Genomic DNA, 20,637 nt, shown 5'->3' on the forward strand with positions numbered 1-20,637 from the left:
GAAACCATGCCATGAAACAGATCACATCAACGATCATATGCCTGATATGCCTGCTCGCCTTTGGCGGGCAGGCACAGGTAAAACAACCGTCCCTTAAAGCCGATCTGCAGATCCGGCAAAACCTGAGCGACAGCGCCCTGCTGGACCTCGTTCAAAAACAGACCTTCCGTTATTTCTGGGACTTTGCCCATCCGGTTTCCGGAATGGCACGCGAACGCAGCAACAAATCATTCGATTACGGCGATGAGGTAGTGACCACCGGTGGCACCGGCTTTGGCGTCATGGCCATTGTGGTAGCTACCGAAAGAGGCTGGATCACCCGCGATGCAGCCGTGGAGCGGTTACTCAAAATGATCGACTTCCTCCGGAAAGCAGATCATTACCACGGCATCTTCCCCCACTGGCTCAACGGCGCCACCGGAAAAACAATTCCTTTCAGCCGCAAAGATGATGGCGGTGATATTGTGGAAACATCTTTCCTCTTTGAAGGGCTGCTCACCGCCCGTCAGTATTTCAACCGCAATACGCCCAAAGAAGAAGAACTACGCAACAAAATCAACTGGACCTGGCGGGAAGCAGAATGGAACTGGTATACCCAGGACGGCCGCAACGTGCTGTACTGGCACTGGAGCCCCAACAACGGCTGGAGCATGAACCATGAAATCAGAGGATACAACGAATGCCTGATCACCTACATCCTGTCTGCCTCCTCTCCCACCTATGCCATACCGGCGTCTGTATATCATCACGGATGGGCCAACAACTACTATTTCCGCAACGACCGTACTTATTTCGGTATCAAACTGCCGCTGGGAATGGATTACGGCGGGCCGCTGTTCTTCACGCACTACTCTTTCATGGGCCTCGATCCGCATGGATTAAAAGACCGTTATGCCGATTATTGGGAACAGAATAAAAATCACACGCTCATCAACCGTGAATATTGTGTGCAGAACCCAAAAGGCTTCAAAGGCTACGGCGCCAACACCTGGGGCCTTACCGCCAGCGACACGTACAACGGCTACGATGCGCATTCTCCGGAGAATGATCACGGCACCATCACCCCTACCGCTGCTTTGTCCGCGTTCCCTTATACGCCGGAATATTCCATGCAGGCACTCAAACATTTCTACTATCAGCTGGGCCATAAAATCTGGAGCGAATACGGCTTTACCGATGCTTTCAATGAAACGCAACAATGGTACGCCACCTCTCATCTCGCCATCGATCAGGGACCTATCGTAGTAATGATAGAGAACTATCGCAGCGGATTATTATGGAAGCTGTTTATGAGTTGCCCGGAAGTGCAATCAGGATTAAAGAAACTGGACTTCACCAGTCCGCATCTGAAATAACCAGTCATGCTGAATTTACCACGTATACTGACGGTGCTGCTGTCATGCCTGTTATTACAGTCGACCTACGCTCAACAAAGCACCTATTGCAATCCTGTTAATGTAGACTATGGCTATTGCCCCATCCCTAATTTTACCGAATGGGGCAAACACAGGGCTACTGCCGATCCGGTGATCGTCAACTACAAAGGGGACTTTTACCTCTTTTCCACCAACCAGTGGGGCTACTGGTGGAGCCCGGACCTGAGCCAGTGGCATTTTGTATCGCGTAAGTTCCTGAAGCCCTGGCATAAAGTATATGATGAACTGTGCGCACCGGCCGTATGGGTGATGGGCGACACCATGATGGTATTCGGCTCTACCTATAGCAGCAATTTCCCCATCTGGATGAGCACCGATCCCAAAGGCAACCAGTGGAAAGAAGCCGTAGATTCTTTTCAGGCCGGTGGCTGGGACCCCGCTTTTTTTCAGGATGATGATGGCAGGTTGTACCAGTACAATGGTAGCAGCAACCGTTACCCGGTATACGGCGGTGAAGTAGATCGTAAAACATTACAACTGAAAGGCGCACGGAAGGAGCTGTATCTGCTCGAAGATGAGCGCTATGGCTGGCAGCGTTTCGGGGAATATATGGACAACACTTTCCTCGATCCGTTTATTGAAGGCGCCTGGATGACCAAACATCACGGGAAATATTACCTGCAATACGGCGCACCGGGCACTGAGTTCAGCGGCTATGCCGACGGCGTGGTGGTAGCCGATGATCCGTTAGGGCCTTTTACCCCACAGGCCCACAACCCATTCTCTTTCAAACCAGGCGGCTTTGCCCGTGGCGCAGGCCATGGCAGCACTTTTCAGGACAACAAAGGCAACTGGTGGCATGTTTCCACCATGGTCATCTCTGTAAAAAACAGTTTTGAAAGAAGGATCGGTTTCTGGCCTGCGGGATTTGATAAAGATGATGTGTTATATTGTAATACCGCCTTCGGCGACTATCCGCATTATCTCAACAGAGGCAGCAACACCAATTCCTTTGAAGCCGACAGCCGTTCCTTCACCGGATGGATGCTGTTGAACTATAACAAACCGGTGACGGTTTCCTCTACGCTCGGCGGATATCTCCCCAACAACGCGGTAGATGAAAACATCAAAACCTATTGGAGCGCCGCTACCGGCAACAAAGGAGAATGGCTGCAAAGTGATCTTGGGGAGCTCTCCACCGTACACGCCGTACAAATCAACTACGCCGATCAGGATGCCCCCTTTCTGGGCAAGCAGACCGACATCTATCACCAATACCTGCTTTATTATTCATCCGATGGAAAAAAGTGGCAGGTACTTGTGGATAAAAGCAACAACCACACCGATGTGCCTCACGACTACGTAGCACTTCCTCATCCGGTAAAAGCCCGGTACATCAAGCTGGTCAACGTTCATATGCCTGGTGGTAAATTTGCCATCAGTGGATTGCGCGTATTCGGTAAAGGCAACGGTCCCACACCTGATTCCGTAAAATCGTTTATGGTGCTTCGCACGGAAAAGGATAAACGCAGCGCGTGGATCAAATGGCAACCTGTCGATAATGCCTATGCGTACAATATCTACTTCGGTATTGCGCCGGATAAACTGTACAACTGCATCATGGTACATAATGCCAATGACTATTTCTTCAAAGGAATGGACAAAGAACTGCCGTACTACTATAGCATTGAGGCGATTAATGAGAACGGGGTATCTGTGCGTACAGCGCCCATTAAAATTTAGTCATTTGATTATTTTGATATTTTGATATTTAAAAATGCAGCGGAGATCATACCATATGATCTCCGCTGCATTTTTAAATATCAAAATAACTAAATATCAAAATCTACTTAATTTCAGCATCCATTTCCTGATTGCCTCTTTCCCAGATTTTATACTTTACAGAGAACCCTTTAGGCACGTACACTACAATCGGCAATTTACTGTTGTAGCGTACCAGCTTGGTATCGGCAATAAATTTGTCCTGCAATGTTTTATCCGGGCAAGCCATCAGGGTAGATCTTATCTTACCGGCGGAGGTGTACTGATAGTACGTGTAGCCCCAACCTTTAACATCTTTGGCAGCCCAGCTGCCGATCAGTCCATGGTGGTTGCAATCCACTTTCATGGTTTTACCAGCCATAATTTCCACCTGGTAGTTGTCTTCCGCATCTTTGGCGGGCAATTGTATCACAAAGCGCTCCACCCCTTTCCAGGCTTTAGGAAAAGGTTTCAGCTCTTTTTCCTGTGAATAAGCGGCCGTCATGCCGGCACTCCATAGCAGCAACAGGAGAATGATGTGTTTCATACAGTAACGTTTTATGCTATGTTAACAGCCGGGAAGCGGAATTGTTTGAGGAAATATCACTTCTTCTTCACTGCAAGTGGCTTGTGTCTGAATCCCTGTGCAATGGTTAGTATATCTTCGTCAAGGGCCACTTCTATTTTGGCAATCGTTTCAGTGGTGAAGTTATGCACACCAGACATCCATTTACTGATTTCAGATGCTGACTTACTCAGCATTCTGGCTAATTCCGCCTGCGAAATACCTCTGTACTCCAATATATCCAGAATCCGCTCGCTTTACAGCAAAAGAATGAGCTATTTTTCGTTTAAGCTCAGGGGGTGTATTTTTACTGACCCTGTCAAATATGTGACTTCTTTTTTCCATAACTGATTTGTTTTATAGGTCTTCAAATGATATTATCAAATCTCCTCCTTTCTTCGGTATCAGTTTATTATGTCTGTCATAACCTAACTCACCCCACCTTATCTTCTCCCTAGATGACATAAGGTTAGGCTAGACAGTACAATTGTATTCTTTCGTTAAAATGGGGTTGAATATACAAAAAGCTTTGACACGTCCAATCTTGACAATAAATCAAAAAGCCCTGCTGCCACCACGGCAACAGGGCGCTCATGCTTCACACCCCCTTTTACTTCATAAATATTTTTCTGACTGCATTATTGAACTGGTCCAGCACATAAATGTTACCGCTTCTGTCGATGTGGATACCATTCATACTCTTGAACAGGGCTTCTGGCAGCGTACCGTCTTTATATCCTGATTTGAACGATTCAAAGGTACCGCCTGCGCCGGTTACTGTTTTCACGGTACCGGAAGGCGTCGTATATCGCACACACATATTCATGTTGTCCACAAAAAAGATATTGCCGCTGGTAGGATCAATTGTTACGCAAAACGGACTGCCGATGCGGGCCACACTGGGATCACCGTCCACAAAACCTTCACTGATACGGCTTCCGGTAAGGATACCGCCGCGTGCTGATGTGGGTACTAACACAATAAACGGATTGTAATAATCTCCACCAGAGAAGTACAGATTGCCCAATGCATCCAGCGCCATTTTATTGGAAGGAGTGAAAGACTCAACGTTCATTCTGGTCAGTGAGCCGTTGCTTTCGCTTTTAAATACTCCCTGATTGGGTTTGCTCACATATATGACCCCATTGTTATCTACTGCCAGCGCGCCAGCCATGTTATCCAGGACCGTCATGGCGGTGCTTACATCACCGGCTGGTGTAATTTTACGGACGTAGTTCCGCACACCGGCGCCATCCAATACATACAGGTTATCATAGATATCCACGGTGATAGTCCTTGGGTTCTGGAAGAGTGCTGTGGACAGCGGGCCGTCCGCATGGCCGGCGTTAGTACCGCCGCCATAGACGCTCACCGTGCCATCGGGTGATAATTTCATTACCTGTTGCCCCTGCAGGAAATACAGGTTGCCATTTCTGTCACCTGTCAATCCGGTAGCATTGGCAAACAAGCCCGTACCAGGACCACCAGCGAATGTCATCACACCGGCGCGTTTAAATACCGGCCCGATAGCATCCAGGCTGCTCACCTTCACATTAACCGTACCGGTGGTAACAGCCACCGGGGCTGTCACTTCAAGCGTCGTAGCAGTGGCACTCAACACGGTGGCAGGCACGCCATTAAACGTAACGATGTTGTCTGCAGGATTGGTACTGAAGCCTATGCCTGTAACGGTAACGGCTGTACCAGCAAGCCCGTTGTCAGGCGCCAGACTGGCCACGCCCAGGTTCTGTTCCCTGAACTGAGGTCCACCGGTTTCCTGCCCGTTGACCCACACTTTCATATTACCTGTACCGGCACCCACCGGGATAGTCACCACCAGCTCCCTATCTGAAGCTTGTTTTACTATACCGGAAACACCATTAAAAGTCACATTATTTTCATCCGCTTCAACACTGAAGTTAGCACCGGTGATGGTCACATCCTTACCGCCAGGACCGCTCAATGGCGCTACAGTAGCCAGTACCGGAGGCGGAATTACGGTAAATACAGGACCGACTGTTTTTTGCCCGTTAATGGTAACGGTCAGCGGACCAGTAGCCACATCATCCGGTGTCGCTACTACCAGCTGCGTAGTGGTGGCACTGATCACGGTACCCGCTTTTCCATTAAACGCGATGGCGTTGTTGGCTGCTACGGTATTGAAACCCTCGCCGGTAATGGTCACCTGTGTACCTTTGCCACCTTTCAGCGGTTTGATTTTGCTGATGTCCTGAAACAGGAACCCGGGGCCTGTCACCTCTTTTCCATCCACTACTACCCTGATAGCGCCGCTGCCGGCAGATACCGGCACGGAAGCGATCAGCGTAGTGTCATTCACGGTAGTAATGGTCGCTTCTTTACCGTTGACCAGCACTTTAGCCGGGGCATTGAGACTACTAAAGCCTTCTCCGAGGATCAGCAGGTTGGTACCGGCAGGACCATTGAGCGGGCTGGCACTGCGCATACTCAGGTTCTGATAGGTATAAGTACCGGCCTCCAGTTCCTTGCCGTTGGTTTTGACAGACACCTTGCCGCTGCTGCCGCCAGCTGGCGCGAGCACCGTCATCACCGTATCATTTGCGTCCAGCACGGTCGCTGCCGTTCCGTTAAAAGTCACTTCATTGTCTTTCCGTTTAAAACCTGCGCCGTTGATGGTAACGATCGTGCCGGCTTTTCCGCTGTTAGGCCAGAAAGAACTGATGGAAGGCGGTATCTCCATCCCTTCATCCCGGTTTCTTTTACAGGCTGTCAATAACAGCAGCCCGCATAAAAAATATAGCAATGATTTCATGGTCATCATTTTTAGAATGAATATCTCATCCCGAGCTGTACCTGCGCGCGGGAGTTAAAAAAGTCGATCGCGTAAGGCTTGCCCGGATTTTCGTACAGGTATACAGGATAGTTACCCGGATTTTGTTTTGCGGGAAAAGCAGGTGTCAGGCCCACACTGGCGGTAGAGTTGAAAGTATTTGGCGAAAAATAAGCCCCGCCCCAGTTTTTGTTCAACAGGTTGGTGAAGTTCATCACATCAACAGAAAAAGTGATAAACTGGCCATTGGGATCTTTCGAGAAATGGAACTCCTGTGCGAAGTGCAGATCGGCCTGAACGTTCCAGGGCGTGCGACCGGCATTACGTTCTGTATACTGACCGCGACGGGTTCGCAGGTATTTGTCGCCCTCGATATAATCGTTGAAAGCGGCGGCCTGTGAAGCAGCAGTGATCGTCTCTCCGGCTTTATTGGTATAGTCCTGGAAGAACTTCACGGCATCCGCTGCAGCAGGAATATACACGAGGCTCACCTGCTGCGGTAGTCCCTGGATGCTGTTGTTCACAATACCATAGGTAAACGGACTGCCTGACTGCGCGGTGGCGAACAGGTTCAAAGTGCTCACCCAGCTGACATTCCAGCGGCGTACATATTGCAGGTTCAGCACCAGGCGATGACGGATATCAAAGTTGGAATAAGCCAGTCCCGGATTGTTGGGGTTCAGTGCCTGGTTCAGCTGCCAGTTGCTCTCCATGGAGTTGCGGATACCGTTGGATACATCTTTCGACTGTCCATAGGTGTATGCCAGGGATGCATACAATCCGAAAGGAAAGTTACGGTTAACGCTGCCGGTAAGGCTGTAGCGGTAGCCTTTACGGGTATTGCTCAACTGGTAGGCGTTGGAAAAATGAGGATCTACCGTGCCGTTGAAAACAGGTTGCTGTTTCGTACTGTCGTAACCGTAATAGCGGGGATTATCTTTGATGTTGATCTGTTGGAACATCACATCTTTCAGCGTTTTGGTAACAATACCTTCTACGGTGAATTTATAGCCGTTCGCTGTGGTGTAGTCCACCGCCAGGCTGGTACGCCATACCTGCGGCATCACGAAGTTATTATCAATCACGTCCACCTGTGTTTTACCGGCCATGCGGTTATTGATAACCGTGCCATTACCGGCGATGAAGTCGGCAATACCATGCTGACCGGGCTTCACCGCATCAGTGCCAGGCACAAAAACTTTTGCATCCGCTTTCTGATCGAAAGAGCCGTAGTTGATGCCGTTGTTATAATAAGCATAAGCCAGCCATGCGAAAGGAATACGGCCGGTAAACAGGCCTGTACCGCCACGCAGCACCAGCTGTTGATTGCCCAGCCAGTCATACCGGAATCCCAAACGCGGAGAGATCTGTACTTTATTCAGATAATTGTTGGTGATGCGGTTCAGCGGCGTATAGGCGTAGGTGGTACCAAAGTAATCATCGGTATAGGCATTACATGTTTGTTCGCTCAACGCAGGTGCATTGGGCAGCATGGTATAGTCTGCCCGTACGCCGGGAATCAGTTTCAGTTTTTCTGTCAGTTGGATTTCGTCCTGTACATAGGCGCTGAGCATGTTTACATTGAAACGCGCTTCCGGATTGGACAGGATATAATCGCGGCTGTTGTTGGTGAAGTTATAACTGCCACGTACACGGTAAGGAACGTTATTCAGATAATCATCGATGCTGAGATAATCCACACGGCCGTTCCAGCTGTTCACAAAGCCGTAATCGATATGATAGAATTCATTGTGTGTACCGAAGAGCAGGGTATGCTTACCTTTCCGCAGGGTGAGGTTGTCGGTTACCTCGACGGTGCGCTGTTTCATATTGAAGATAGACGCTTCCCTGTCGGTGCCCCAGTAGATAGTAGTACCGGGTGCGCGGCCCATGATCTGCACTTGCGGCAGTGCAGGGTTGGCCGTAGGATCACGTTTGTCGTGCACGGTGGTATACCCTGCGATCAGGCTGTTGGAGAGGCGATTATTGAAGCGCGTTTTCAGCTCTGCTACCGTAGACGTCTGGTTATTGGTCTGTTCGTAAGCCATGCTGCTGAAACGGAAATCCTGCTGATCGCGGTCCATGTTCATCGCAGAAGACCGGATGGTATTATTGCGGACAGACAGCTGGTTCTGGTCGTTGATGTTCCAGTCGAGGCGGTTGAAGAACTTCACCGATTTTGACCATGCGTTGTAAGCGCCGGCAGTACCTGGGTCTACGTCTTTACCATAACGTGCGATGGTGGCATTCCGAATATCTTCTGCATCTTTGGTGCTCAGGATGTGTGCTGTCTCCGGGCTGCCCACCAGCAGCTGCGCAGGGTCCTGGCGATGGGTGATTTCTTCGTTGGTAAAGAAGAACAGTTTGTTTTTGATGATAGGAAAACCTACGCGTACACCTGCCTGATAGTCGTAAAAATCATTGTTCATTTTACCGAGATGGCCCACCTTGTCTTTCCCGGTGATGGCGGCGTTGCGGCCGAAGCCGTAGATGCTGCCTGTTACTTTATTGGTACCGCTGCGGGTAACGGCGTTGATGCTACCGCCGGTGAAGTTACCGATCTTCACATCGAAGGGCGCCAGGTATACCTGCATATCTTCAATAGCATCCATAGACACCGCGTTGCTGCGGGTGCTGGAGCCGGGCATACCGGAGCTGCCGGTAATACCGCCCATGGAAGGACTGAAGCCGATTGCATCATTATTGATGGCGCCGTCGATGGTGACGTTGTTATAGCGGAAGTTGGTGCCGGCGAAAGAGTTGTCTTTAGACCCTTGCGGAACCATTTTGGTAATGTCTGTGATGCTGCGGGAGATAGTGGGCATATTGGCCACCTGTAAGCGGCTGATATGTTGTCCTGCGCCGAAGGTATTGGCTTTGGCCCCTGCGCGGGTGGCTTTCACTTCTACTTCGGAGAGTTGTTTGCCTTTGTCTGCAAGCACAAAATTAAGTTGTAGCGGCTCACCGAGGCGGATCGTAAAACCGTCGCGGGACTGTGTTTCCATGCCCATCATACTAACGGTGATACTATACGGGCCGCCTATACGAAGACCGGGTAGATAATACCGTCCGTCGGCGCCGGTAACGGTGCCGTATTTAGTACCGGAAGGCAGATGCACCGCCAGTACGGTAACACCGGGCAGCTGCTCCTGTTTACCGTTGGTGATCCGTCCGCTCCAGGAGCCGTTGGTTTCCTGTGCGTATCCTCGCAGTGCCATCATCAGCAGCAAAGGGAGTAAGAGTATAGTGTAGAGTACCTGCTTCATGTTACGCTTTGTTGGATTTATTGGTTTTCACTCAGCACGTTGTCAGTGATATGCAACACGCCGTTTCCTGCCAGCACGTTGCTTTTAAGGATGTTGATCGGAGAAGTGTTACCGGCCCCTTGTACGGTGATGCCGGTATATCTCACGCCATTCTTCAGCAGCTGCACCGTGATGTTATTGCCGTTATACATGGCTTGTTCACTTTTATCTGTGGCATCGGTAGTCAGTACGTAGTCATATATAAAGCGGCGGCCGGGGAAAAAGGTATAACCCAGCATCCGTTTCAGCACGGCCGGATCTGTTTGTCCCACACTGTCGACAGTGGGGAAGCCTTTGCTGCGGAATGCGCTGTTGGATGGAGCGAAGAAAGTATAGGTAGCTTTGGTGGCCACCAGCTCTTTCATACCGGCCTGTTGCAGTGCCGTATTCAGGAAAGTAAGCGCGGTATCTGCGGCGATGGCATCGGACAGGGTTTGATTCACCAGTGGTTGCAACACCTCGCTCATCACCTGTATCAGGCCGTTGCTGGCAGGCAGGTTATAAGAAATAATAGGTGTGCCGTTAATGGTCAGTACAGTGTCTTTGCCTTTTACCCAGCGTGTGGCATACATCTTAGCGCCGGCAGCGGTGACCAGTTCCTGGTTAAAAGCGAACGGCAGTTTATTCAGTTCCCAGGTACCGCTCAGCACATGGTAAGACATAAGGTTGTTCAGTACCGATGCTCTCTCCTGTAATACAATGGAGGTATTGCCATAACCGGCCTTGGCGAAAGCGCCGTTATCCGGCACCAGTACGGTAAGCGGTCCTTCCCCGGCCAGTTTGGGACCATAACCGGTACGCTCGATCACCGCATTGAAGCTGGAGAAGTTAAACATGTTATCAGCGATCACGTAAGTGATACGATTGCTCAGCTGCTGGTCAGGCGATGCCTTTTCATCTTTTTTACATGCTGCCATCATTAACAGCAGTATGCCTGTATAAAAAATTCTTTTCATGATTGTTTGTTTTTAGGGAGATGGATGATTACGGCATGAACAATCCCTCGTTTACAACATGTATTACGCCGTTCAGCAGGCAGACATTGGTTTCTGCCAGCGGCAGCCTTGCCTGGGAAGAACCTAGTCTTTTTACGCCTATTCCGTTGTTACCGGCTACAAAATCCAGTTGATAGAGCATGGGAGGAAGATTATATATGGAGCCGGGCTTCAGCAACATGCCGGATATGCTTTTGTTGACCATCAGCTCATTGAGGAAATACACCTGGTAGATATTCTTTGTACCATTGTAAGCGGCCCTGGGACCTACATATGACATACGGTTGGGATACAGCAGGGAGTCCATCGCGGTAGTAGGGTAAACGTAGTACCAGTGATCATCATAACCGGCATCGCCAATGGGCAATGACCGGTAGTTGTATTGACGTATATCCTCTACCGTATTAAAACCACTTTTCTTAAATGCTTCATTGGTGGGCACAATGAGGGTAAACTGACCTCCGGAAGATCCGGTGGCAGAAAGCACGGTCATATTCAACAATCCTGTTTCCCAGGGATTTTTGTCCAGGTAAAGGCTGTCGTTGATCCGGCAGGCCTCGAGGTAAAAACTGAAACGTTCGTCTGACTGAAGGAAGGACAACATATCCTGTACCGGCTGCTGCAATACTTTGTCCGTCGGGTAAATAGTGGCAGTAGTCGCTTCCAGGGCCTGGCCCCATTTGCTCACCGGCTGACCGTTTACATACAGGCTGTCGTGATTTACGCCGGCGTACAATACATACTGATAGGGAGGAAAACCTTCGTATCCGGGCAGGTCTGCAGACTTCAGCAGTGTGGCCAAAGTGAGATTGCCGGTAACCTGTACCAGCGAAGCTGCATGCACCTGGTTGCCGCTGATATGGAAAGACAACAGCGTATCCAGTTGCTCAGGAGAAGCCTGGCTGATTTTGTCCATTGTCCATCCGGCCTGCTCAAATGCTTTGTCTGTTGGCGCAAAAATGGTAAAGGATGTGATGGCAGCCTTATTCAGGCGGTCGTCTATATTAGACCGCTTCCATGCTGCTTTAAGATAGGTATAGGGAGATTTCTCCAACGTCTCTTTCAAACTCAGCACTGGTCCGGTATAAGGTACCGGCTCTCCGACCGGCTCCGGTTCTATGTCCTGCTTGCGGCAAGCCATAGCGAGCAACAGCAGGGCAGGTAAGCAGCATTTGAACAGCCTGCCTGATATATTAACAGCGGTAAAAAAATTCATTTTCAATTGGCTTTAAAACAGTTGATGCTATTTGCGTAAAGTGGCAGGGTCCAGTAACAGATCGTCGATGACGTGTACCAGTCCGTTGCTGGTCACCCGGTCTGCACCGGTGGTAAACCCATTCCTGTAATGCAATGTCGATGGGCCGTTGGTACTAAGTTGGCCCGTAGTAACATCCAGCACATTGAGATAGACATTTTCCAGGCCCATATTCCAGTTATAATCATAAACCAGCTTGATAGCGAAATTCCCTACATTGATCATGGAAGATATCGGACCATAGGTGCCGGAAATCTGTACCCAGTCAGTAGAAAAAATACGTTTGGATTTTAACGCCAACGGATATATGTTAAAAGCGACAGCTTCATATTTTTCCGGGTCCAGGCGTGCTGCGCTGTCTGCCGTGATACTGTACCTGCGGAAGACTTCGTTGTCCGGCACAAATACGGTGAACGGGCCTTTTTCTTTCAGTCCGTCCCACAGCTTGCAACGTTTCATCACTGTCACAAAAATGGAAAGGCTGGTATCGGCCTGCAGATAATCCTGGATAGTAGGCATATTAAAATTGAGCGGCTTGCGGACAACATGTATTACGCCGTTAGACAGGGCCACATTCCTTTTAGGGGCGGGCTGCAGCAGAGACCCATTCACAAACAGATCGCGCTGGTCCGGTGGCGTATGGTCTGCATAAGGCAGGTTGGATACGGAAACATACAGCTCGGGGCCTGCCAGGGTAGCATATTTATTACCCATCTGCAAGGGAAATTCAGAGACATACTTACGGTCTTTGAAGATGTGGTATTTCACCAGCAGGCGCAGGCTCTCCGGGTTCATCGCATCGAAATCACGCGGACTCGTAATACCGATATCATTGAAGGCTTTGTTGTCCGGGGCGAAACAGGTGAAAGGGCCGGTCTGGTTCAGGCTGTCCAGCAGCCCGGCTTTCTGCAGGGCGGCGGCAAACAGGCTAAGGTCGTAGTTATTGCGGATAAAGTCACCCAAAGCGCGGGCGGGAGCAGTATCCCTCGGTGGTGTCAGGTCGTCCTTCTTACATCCTGTGATCATCAACAGGAAAAAGAAAAACAGACAGGACAAAGTATAATATCGCATAGTCATCTTTTTTAGGTCTGTTAATAAACAGGTGGTTCGTACTTACGCTGAATGGTCATTAAATAAAATTTGCCATTGACATATTCAACCGTGTTGACAGTAGCAAATGACCGGTTGAAATAAACACCGGAGCGGATGGTCACTACCATACCGGTAAGGAAATCCGCTACCAGGGGGAATGCGGCAAAGCCATTGATATTGGCCGGGCCGACGCGCAATTCCGTGAAGCGGCCATTGGATTCTGTCATGTACTGTACAAAGGGATTGTTCTCATAAGTATAAGCGGGCGACAGGAAGGTGAATGTCTGCGCTGCCCTGCCGGTATAGATTCTACTGGCAGCCGTGTCCGGGAACAACGGAAACGAATAATACGGATGTACTGCCGGCTCATGAGAGCGTACTACAGCAGCCATTAACACCCCGGTGTGGCCGGCAACAGGCTGCATCAGGTTACTGTTGTTGACTTTACTCAGCGAGTAATACACGTTCATGGTGTCGCGTATCTTCAGGTTAAAAGTTGCATCGGAGCCACGTACCACGCCCTTCTCAAAGAAACCGCCGGAGCTAAGGTTGTAAAAGTTGACATATACCAATGAGTCTGAAAAAGGCTGATGGATGAAGGTTTCTTTTCGTACGTAGATACCCGGTTGTTTGGTATTCCAGTCTTTTTCCAGCACATGCATGGTATATACTTCCCTGCTGCCAAAATCCATCACGGTATCAATGATGATCTGGCTGCGCAGGTCTTTAGGCAGCTGAAAGAAAGGCACCGGGCTAAGCGGGCGGCTTACAAACATGATACGGTGTTTGCCGGCGGGCATCTGCGCCCAGCTGGACAGGTCGTAGCCGTTGAGCACCGGTCCTGCCAGTACTTTGGCGCTACCGGGATACTCTGTCTGATACAGCGTGGTATTCACCGCATCCGGATAAGGCCTTGCCCAGGTAGCACGTTTATCGAGGAAATCACCGGTGGCTTTAGCCGATACGGGGATACCGTCAGCATCCAGCTCAGGGTCCATGAGGTACGTAAGGAATGGCTGCGGCGCCTCTTTATTATCGACAGTAATGTTATAATCCAGGTTATTGAATATCCGCAGGTAGGCCGGTTCCGCAATGGTGGTATATTCCGTTTTCCGGCAGGCCGTGCCTACAGCTATCCATAATAAGAGCAAAAGAATAATTCTGTTATTCATGTTACTGATTGTGTTTGATGATGACCATCCGGGCTTTTTCACTCCCCGGCTTGCTGGTATTGAGATTGCCGACCAACGCCACGGTGTATACGCCGCTTTCGCTGATAGGTGACCATCCTGAAGGATACAGTTCCGGACGGGCGATGAAATCCTTGCTGTGTACAGTGGTCACTTCACGCAGCCAGTTGCCCGGTATGACGTTTTGTTTCGAAGCATAGACCATGATACTGTTATAGAAATTGGCTTCCAGCATCACGTACGGGTTTCTTGTATACGGAATGCCCAACTGCAACCGCTGGGAAGCACCCAGATCACTACCGTTACTGAACAGCTGACCATCGTCTGTGGTGAAAGTGGCTTCCGGCAGATCAGGACAGAAGTTCATAAAGCGTATCCAGCTGGGGAACTCAATTTTGCGCACGGCGTAGCTGCCATCTTCGGTAGCGCCGGTATAAAAGCTGTTGCTCAGGTTATTGGCCACTATGCTAACAGCCGCTCTGCCGTCCTTATTTTCGTATATCCATACTGTACTGTTATCGCCGGGCTGCAGGGAGAAGATACTGTCTGTCAGCGCCGCACCGGAAGCATCTGTTACTTTCAGCATATGCCTGCCTGTTATACAGGGCTTAAAAGCCGAAGCTGCGGAGAAGGCGAGCGTGTTGCCCAGTGGATTCCCATCCAATGTTACGTTGATGGATTTGCCCGGCAGCACATTGATAGCCTGCAAGCGGGCATAGGTATTGTTTTGCGGCTCTGCGTCGGTGATGATACGGAAACCATTGTTTTTTGTGGAATAGGTTTCGCCGTTATCGCCGCCGTTCCAATTCCGGAACTCTGGCTGGTCGGCTACCACAATGGTATACACGCCACCTGGCTGGTAAGTTTTCAGCGGCGCGAAGGTAAGTTTGCTGTCCACCAAGCCATTTACCCGGGGCTTGGATTGCCCACCGGGCAGCAGGATGGTACCTGTCTGTGGGTTGATCACATTCAGCGCCTGTCCGCCACCGCCTACACCCGGCACCATTTGCCCGGCCATGGTCATCACTTTCAACTGATAGCTGCCATAAGGCAGCTCCACATAATCAGAGTACTGTCCTACACCAATATTTTCCAGTCCCGCTATCGCTGTACCATCGGCCCAAACCACCCGCATGTCACCACCAAAAGCGGAGGTGGAAGAAGAGAGGTTCAACAGCCGCACTTTGCAATGCTCCGGATTAGCCGGCGGTGATACAGAACGCGGGATGGCAAACAAAGAATCTGTTAGTTGTCCGGTATTAGGGCCAAAAAAGGTGAAGTAATAATCGAGTGGGTGGTTAAAGTCATCCTTTGCTGTGAAACCTCTGGTCAGCATCAAAGCATAACTACGCGCAAAGGAAGCGAAACGTATATCCTTTACCGTTCCATCAGCACTCACAAACTGCTGGGGGATAGTGTAAGTGAGTCCCATCCGGCCCGTTTCCGGGAAAAAGGGCGTCCCCTTCGTAGTATTCTGGTCGTAATAACCTTCCCAATTGGGCAACATAAAAGCAGACAGCTGCTTTCCATTCACCATCAGCTCCGTAGCACCGCGCAGGTTCACAATACGGACACTGGAAGCTGCATCAGCCTGCGGATTAACGCGGTTGTCGTATGTAAAGTCCTCCTTTTTAGTGCAGGACGTTAGTACGCCGGCACTCAACAGGTACAACATCACCGTGTGTAAGCATCTTTTCATTGTATTCAGATTAGCTTGTTTCAGTTAGTATTTACAGGGTGTAGCTCAGTCCCAGCATGATCTCGGTACCACGTTTATAACTGCGACGGATATACTCTTTTCCGTAGTATTTGCCACCGGTATTAGGATTGGCATACACTTCCTGCAACGGACGGTCCAGGATGTTTTTAGCATACCCTTTAAACATCAGGCGTTTGTAGATACGCTGGCTCAATACGAAGTCCAGCACCGGATTAGGGCGGGTGTACAGATCAGGCGTACCATCGAGGTTCACCTGTATCAACCGCTCTCCTACCATGTTGAACGTGGTCGTCATATCAGTGCCCGTCTTGCTGTTGAAATAATTGAGGAACACATTGATGGAATAAGGAGCCTGTTCAAACAACGGACTGTTGGACGGTGCGCGGCGGTCCAGCGCCTGCGAGGCCTGCATCCTTTCCGCGGTCTTCTTAATTTCGCTTTGCGCAAGCAAAAGGTTGGCGCCCAGGTTAAAGTGATTGAGCGCCGGCACCAGGGTGCCTAAATTCTTTACCGCTTCCAGCTCTAACCCATATACACGTCCTTTATTAGGATCGTTCTGGAACTCAATAGCGGGAAACTCCGGAAAACGTGCACCCAGACCGGAGGTCTGTTGCTTGTATACTTTCGTCAGCTGGTTATCGATCTCTTTATAAAAAACAGAAGCAGACAACACCTCACCGGCAGAAGGGAACCATTCCCAGCGGAAATCGTAGTTGGTGGTCAGCTGATTTTTCAGTTTCGGGTTACCCACTACCAGCGCGAACTGGAACGGATCGAAGTCAAAAACGTTGGTCAGTTCCCGTAGTTCAGGACGCGCCAGGGAATTGCTGTAGCCCAGGCGGAAATTCATTTTCTTATTCAGTGTATAGGTGAGGTTCGCAGAGTAATAAGGTTTGTAATCTGTTTTGTAGATGGAGTTGGGCTCGGTATATACCAGGTTCACTTTGTTGCCGTCCTTATCGGGCGTGCTGATGGAAGGATCGAGGAACACGCCGGAAGTATCTACCGCGGCCTGGATGTCTGTCAGCTCGAAACGCACGCCACCCGTGAGGCGCAGGTTATCTGTCAGGTGCAGGTCCAGCATACCGTAGAAGGCACGGGTTTCATAGAAACCTTTATAGTTGTTGGGAGATTTCTGGATATTATACAGAAAGCCACCCACCATAGGCTGCCCTTCCGGATTGTAAGCGGAAGGCGGACGAATACCGATACGGTCATAGCCCACCAGGCGGTTGAGGTCACCATTTACTTCATACAGCGGCAAAGCCTTGTTGGCAGAGTAATTGGAGCCGGGAAGGAACAATACGTTCTCTGTGAATTCGCGCTTACGGTGCAGATAGTTGACACCTGTTTTAAATTCCTGCCTTAAACCGGCCACCTGGAAAGGAATGGTGAGATCAGCCTTATAGTTATAGTTCGTTTCATGCAGCTTACGGAAACGGCGGCCGTTAGGGTCGGCCTGAATGATACCGTAAGGACCGTAACCGTTCACATAGCCGGATACCAGGGAGTACAGGTCGGGGGTGTATACCCAGTCAAAAGAACCGCCCGGCGCGTTTGAAGGCTTCTGATAAGCGCTACCACCAACGGGCTTATAGTCCGCAAGATTCACAAAACGATAGTCCGGGTCATCCTGGCTGGAAGAAGAAGTAGCCAGGTTGTAACTCAAACGCGGGCTGTATTCCCCTTTGAGGAACTTGTGCTCACCTTGCAGGTTGAAGGTATTGAGTGTACGGTAGCTCTGTTTGAGCGAGTAAATAATATTGGAGACTGTGCCTGGCAAACCGGTATACTCATACGCGCCATAGAGGTTGGTGGCTTTGGTTTCTGCCCCATGGCTGCCCAGGTACTGCATGCTGATTTCATGTTGTGGGTTGAAGCGGTAAGCCAGCCCTCCCAGAAAGCCGTAGTTCAGGGTTTGTATACCGGTGTTCTCTTTATACGTGAGATATTTTCCCAGGTGAATATTGTTAGGGGTAATGTAGTTGGGGATGATCCGCGGGCTGTATACATCGTTGCTGCCCGTGAGTACCCCCTGGTAGATGCTCCACTGGTTCAGCTCTCCGCCGTGGGTATCTGTTACGCGGCTGTAGTAGTTGGCGCCGGCGATGATACCTACCTGGTGTTTCTTAAATATTTTGAAGTTATTGCCATAGGTCAGTGCATACTGCTGATTGAGCGGCGCAGATTTATACTGGGTAGTCAGCACCGGATCAAACTGGTGCATGATACGGTTGATACGAGCAGCTTCGGCCTGCATAGCAGGGTCGTTGCGGCTGAACGCGATTTTGTCCTGTATCTCACGCAGGCCGTTGGGATATTGTTTGGCGAGCGCCTGGAATTCATCGCTCAGTCCTTTGTTTTTGATTTTTCCACCGAGGAAACCACTCTCGCTGTTATAGAAACTGTTCATTTTCCCGCCGAAGCCCACCTGTGTGTTGAAACCACTTTGAATCGTGATATTGAAGGTTTCGCGGTCGGGGATGGATTTTGTCTTCAGTTCCACGATACCGGCGGAAGCATCTGCCGGTTTGTCGGGGGTGCTGCTTTTATACACGGTGATATTGTCCAGCAGGCTGGAAGGCACCAGATCTAGCGGGATAGCGCTGCGGTCCGGATCGGAGGAAGCGAGGCGTACACCGTTGAGCTGACCGATCACACTACGGTCACCGAGGCCGCGGATAGCCACGTATTTCTCATCGGTGATCGTTACACCGGACACCCGCTGCAATGCCTGCGTAGTAGTGATGCTGGCTGTTCTTTCAATATTTTGGGCAGAGATACCATCAGATATCACGGCCGCATTTTTACGATCGTTGAGCAGAGCGGCTTCCGTATTGGTACGGCGGCGGGCTTCTACCGTTACGCCGCCCAGTGTTTTGCTGTCGGGCTGTATATGGATGTCCAACGCTTTGCTGGCGCCTACTTTCACCATTTTAGTAGCATAGCCCACGAAGTATACCACCAGCACATCAACGGTGTCTTTCACTTCTACGGTAAAGCGGCCGCCGGCATCGGCGGTGAGATGATTACCGTTGCTCTGCACCAGTATCTCTGCACCGCCAATGGGCATGTTTTTTTTAGCATCTCTCACCACACCGCTGACGGTGCGCCATTTGCGGGACGCTTCCGTTTTAGGCTGTGCTTTGCGGATGACGATCTTTTTGTTGTCGGCCATCTCAAACTCCAGCCCCGTGCCCTGCAACAGGTACACGACTATTTCCTGTACGCTTTTGTTATCGAAGCCGGTATTGTATTTTTTTCCGGTGGCATTCACTTCAGCAGGATTGTAGAAGAAAGTGACACCGCCGCGTTGTTGCACCATTTCGAGGCAGCGGACCAGCCCTTCATTTTTAAAGCTGACACTGATCTTTTTGGCCAGCGTGTTGTCCTGTGCTACTGCTGTTGTCAGGAAACACAACACCAGCGCCAGGCTGCACACCCATCTCCACCCTGTCTGTTTTAATCCCGGTAAAATTTTTTCCTTCATTCGTTTTGATTGTTTTTTTGAAAAAAGATCCCCTATTACCACCGCTTGCGCGGTGGTGTAAACAGGTTTTAGTGTTTTAGTTTTAGCTGTTAGTTGCTGATGTTAATTGTTCCGTCTTTATGTTTTTGAATGGTCAGCCGGTAAGACATAGCAATCACTTTCAGCATGTCCGGTAAGGGATCACCGGCATCGAAGGCACCGGTAAATTTCAGCTGTTGGATGCTGGTATCGCTGACATGTATTTTCACATTGAACAGGTTTTCGATTTCGCGGAAGACTTCCGACAACGACGCGTTGTTAAAGACCAGCTGCTTGCTGGTCCACCCCAGGTCTACTTCATGATGACGGTTGATGTTCACGATACCGCCGGCTTCATCGTACAACAGTTCCTGGTTGGCCGTCAGTTGTGTAACCGGGAAGCCTTTCGTTTCTGCAGAAACGGCTACGCGGCCTGTTTTCACGCTTACCCTGGCCGCCTGTATATGGCTGCTGTCGGTCATCACAAAAGAGGTGCCCAGTACCTGTACCTGCAGGTGTGGCGCTGTAATGGTGAAAGCCGCAGAAGGATGGTGCGTGACCGTAAAGAAGGCTTCCCCGTTGAGGCGCACCTGGCGCTTTTTTCCACGGAAGTGGCGGGGATAGCTGATTTCACTGCCGGCATTGAGTACTACTACGGAGCTGTCGGGCAGCACCACTTGTTTTACCTGGAAACTGTGTGCAGTCACTGTTTCAAGTGGCACCGGATCTATAGCATCGAGAATATCGTACTGGTATTTCCAGCTGAGGGAGGCGCCGCCGAGCAGTACGATGCAGGCCGCGGCGATATTACGGGCTCTTGAAAAACGTATAATCCTTCCCGTTGATTCCTCACGCATTTCGAGGCGCAGGCGTTCCAGCACTTCCTGGCGGTAGGCTTCGCTTTTCGGACTGGCAGGCATTTGCCGGGCTTCATCCAACGCTGTTTCATACCACGTTTCTATCAGCGCAGTTTCCTTACCCGAAGCATTTCCTGCCAGGTACCTGTTGATGATTCGTTTTAGTTGTGCTACATTCATAATGACCATATATCCGGCGTTCTA

At 50.1% G+C, this 20,637-nt stretch carries 13 protein-coding genes; 2 read left to right on the forward strand and 11 right to left on the reverse strand.

Annotated elements, in window-relative coordinates; all coding sequences use genetic code 11:
• Positions 1–11 precede the first annotated feature (11 nt).
• Positions 12–1,355, forward strand: a complete 1,344-nt coding sequence (locus tag ICL55_RS15565) for a glucoamylase family protein (RefSeq protein ID WP_188098834.1) — start codon at positions 12–14, stop codon at positions 1,353–1,355.
• Between the two features lie 6 nt (positions 1,356–1,361).
• Entirely contained in the window at positions 1,362–3,119 is a 1,758-nt protein-coding gene (locus ICL55_RS15570) for a family 43 glycosylhydrolase (RefSeq protein WP_188098835.1), read from the forward strand.
• A gap of 103 nt (positions 3,120–3,222) precedes the next feature.
• On the opposite strand, the gene eco is transcribed toward ICL55_RS15570, so the two are convergent.
• From eco to ICL55_RS15625, 11 genes are all read right to left on the reverse strand, one after another.
• Complete coding sequence (gene eco / locus ICL55_RS15575; RefSeq protein WP_188098837.1) at positions 3,223–3,684, reverse strand: serine protease inhibitor ecotin; 462 nt, start codon at positions 3,682–3,684, stop codon at positions 3,223–3,225.
• A 56-nt stretch (positions 3,685–3,740) separates the two neighbouring features.
• On the reverse strand, positions 3,741–3,938 hold the full coding sequence (locus tag ICL55_RS15580; protein ID WP_281392542.1) for a helix-turn-helix domain-containing protein: 198 nt from the start codon (positions 3,936–3,938) through the stop codon (positions 3,741–3,743).
• A gap of 374 nt (positions 3,939–4,312) precedes the next feature.
• Positions 4,313–6,493 (reverse strand): IPT/TIG domain-containing protein, encoded by a 2,181-nt coding sequence (locus ICL55_RS15585; protein WP_188098839.1) that lies wholly within the window; start codon positions 6,491–6,493, stop codon positions 4,313–4,315.
• 11 nt (positions 6,494–6,504) lie between these two features.
• Positions 6,505–9,777, reverse strand: a complete 3,273-nt coding sequence (locus ICL55_RS15590; protein ID WP_188098841.1) for a TonB-dependent receptor — start codon at positions 9,775–9,777, stop codon at positions 6,505–6,507.
• 17 nt (positions 9,778–9,794) lie between these two features.
• Entirely contained in the window at positions 9,795–10,772 is a 978-nt protein-coding gene (locus ICL55_RS15595) for a fasciclin domain-containing protein (RefSeq protein WP_188098843.1), read from the reverse strand.
• Positions 10,773–10,800: 28 nt separating this feature from the next.
• The gene (locus ICL55_RS15600) at positions 10,801–12,027 is read right to left on the reverse strand and encodes a fasciclin domain-containing protein (RefSeq protein WP_188098845.1); all 1,227 of its coding nucleotides are present in this window, start codon (positions 12,025–12,027) and stop codon (positions 10,801–10,803) included.
• 27 nt (positions 12,028–12,054) lie between these two features.
• Positions 12,055–13,137, reverse strand: a complete 1,083-nt coding sequence (locus tag ICL55_RS15605) for a fasciclin domain-containing protein (RefSeq protein WP_188098847.1) — start codon at positions 13,135–13,137, stop codon at positions 12,055–12,057.
• Positions 13,138–13,157: 20 nt separating this feature from the next.
• A complete protein-coding gene (locus tag ICL55_RS15610; RefSeq protein WP_188098849.1) occupies positions 13,158–14,330 on the reverse strand; it encodes a hypothetical protein in 1,173 nt (390 codons plus the stop codon).
• A 1-nt stretch (position 14,331) separates the two neighbouring features.
• Positions 14,332–16,047, reverse strand: a complete 1,716-nt coding sequence (locus ICL55_RS15615) for a DUF4397 domain-containing protein (RefSeq protein WP_188098851.1) — start codon at positions 16,045–16,047, stop codon at positions 14,332–14,334.
• 31 nt (positions 16,048–16,078) lie between these two features.
• Positions 16,079–19,558: a TonB-dependent receptor domain-containing protein gene (locus tag ICL55_RS15620; RefSeq protein WP_188098853.1), complete on the reverse strand. Its 3,480-nt coding sequence runs from the start codon at positions 19,556–19,558 to the stop codon at positions 16,079–16,081.
• An 89-nt stretch (positions 19,559–19,647) separates the two neighbouring features.
• Positions 19,648–20,613: a FecR family protein gene (locus ICL55_RS15625; protein WP_188098855.1), complete on the reverse strand. Its 966-nt coding sequence runs from the start codon at positions 20,611–20,613 to the stop codon at positions 19,648–19,650.
• Between the last annotated feature and the right edge of the window lie 24 nt (positions 20,614–20,637).

It is taken from the genome of Chitinophaga varians (genome assembly GCF_014529945.1).
Taxonomy (GTDB): Bacteria; Bacteroidota; Bacteroidia; order Chitinophagales; family Chitinophagaceae; genus Chitinophaga; species Chitinophaga varians.

Coding starts and splice junctions, on each gene's coding strand:
- ICL55_RS15565 (WP_188098834.1), top strand. CDS start 12: ATGAAACAGATCACATCAACGATCATATGCCTGATATGCCTGCTCGCC.
- ICL55_RS15570 (WP_188098835.1), top strand. CDS start 1,362: ATGCTGAATTTACCACGTATACTGACGGTGCTGCTGTCATGCCTGTTA.
- eco (WP_188098837.1), bottom strand. CDS start 3,684: ATGAAACACATCATTCTCCTGTTGCTGCTATGGAGTGCCGGCATGACG.
- ICL55_RS15585 (WP_188098839.1), bottom strand. CDS start 6,493: ATGAAATCATTGCTATATTTTTTATGCGGGCTGCTGTTATTGACAGCC.
- ICL55_RS15590 (WP_188098841.1), bottom strand. CDS start 9,777: ATGAAGCAGGTACTCTACACTATACTCTTACTCCCTTTGCTGCTGATG.
- ICL55_RS15595 (WP_188098843.1), bottom strand. CDS start 10,772: ATGAAAAGAATTTTTTATACAGGCATACTGCTGTTAATGATGGCAGCA.
- ICL55_RS15600 (WP_188098845.1), bottom strand. CDS start 12,027: ATGAATTTTTTTACCGCTGTTAATATATCAGGCAGGCTGTTCAAATGC.
- ICL55_RS15605 (WP_188098847.1), bottom strand. CDS start 13,137: ATGCGATATTATACTTTGTCCTGTCTGTTTTTCTTTTTCCTGTTGATG.
- ICL55_RS15610 (WP_188098849.1), bottom strand. CDS start 14,330: ATGAATAACAGAATTATTCTTTTGCTCTTATTATGGATAGCTGTAGGC.
- ICL55_RS15615 (WP_188098851.1), bottom strand. CDS start 16,047: ATGAAAAGATGCTTACACACGGTGATGTTGTACCTGTTGAGTGCCGGC.
- ICL55_RS15620 (WP_188098853.1), bottom strand. CDS start 19,558: ATGAAGGAAAAAATTTTACCGGGATTAAAACAGACAGGGTGGAGATGG.
- ICL55_RS15625 (WP_188098855.1), bottom strand. CDS start 20,613: ATGAATGTAGCACAACTAAAACGAATCATCAACAGGTACCTGGCAGGA.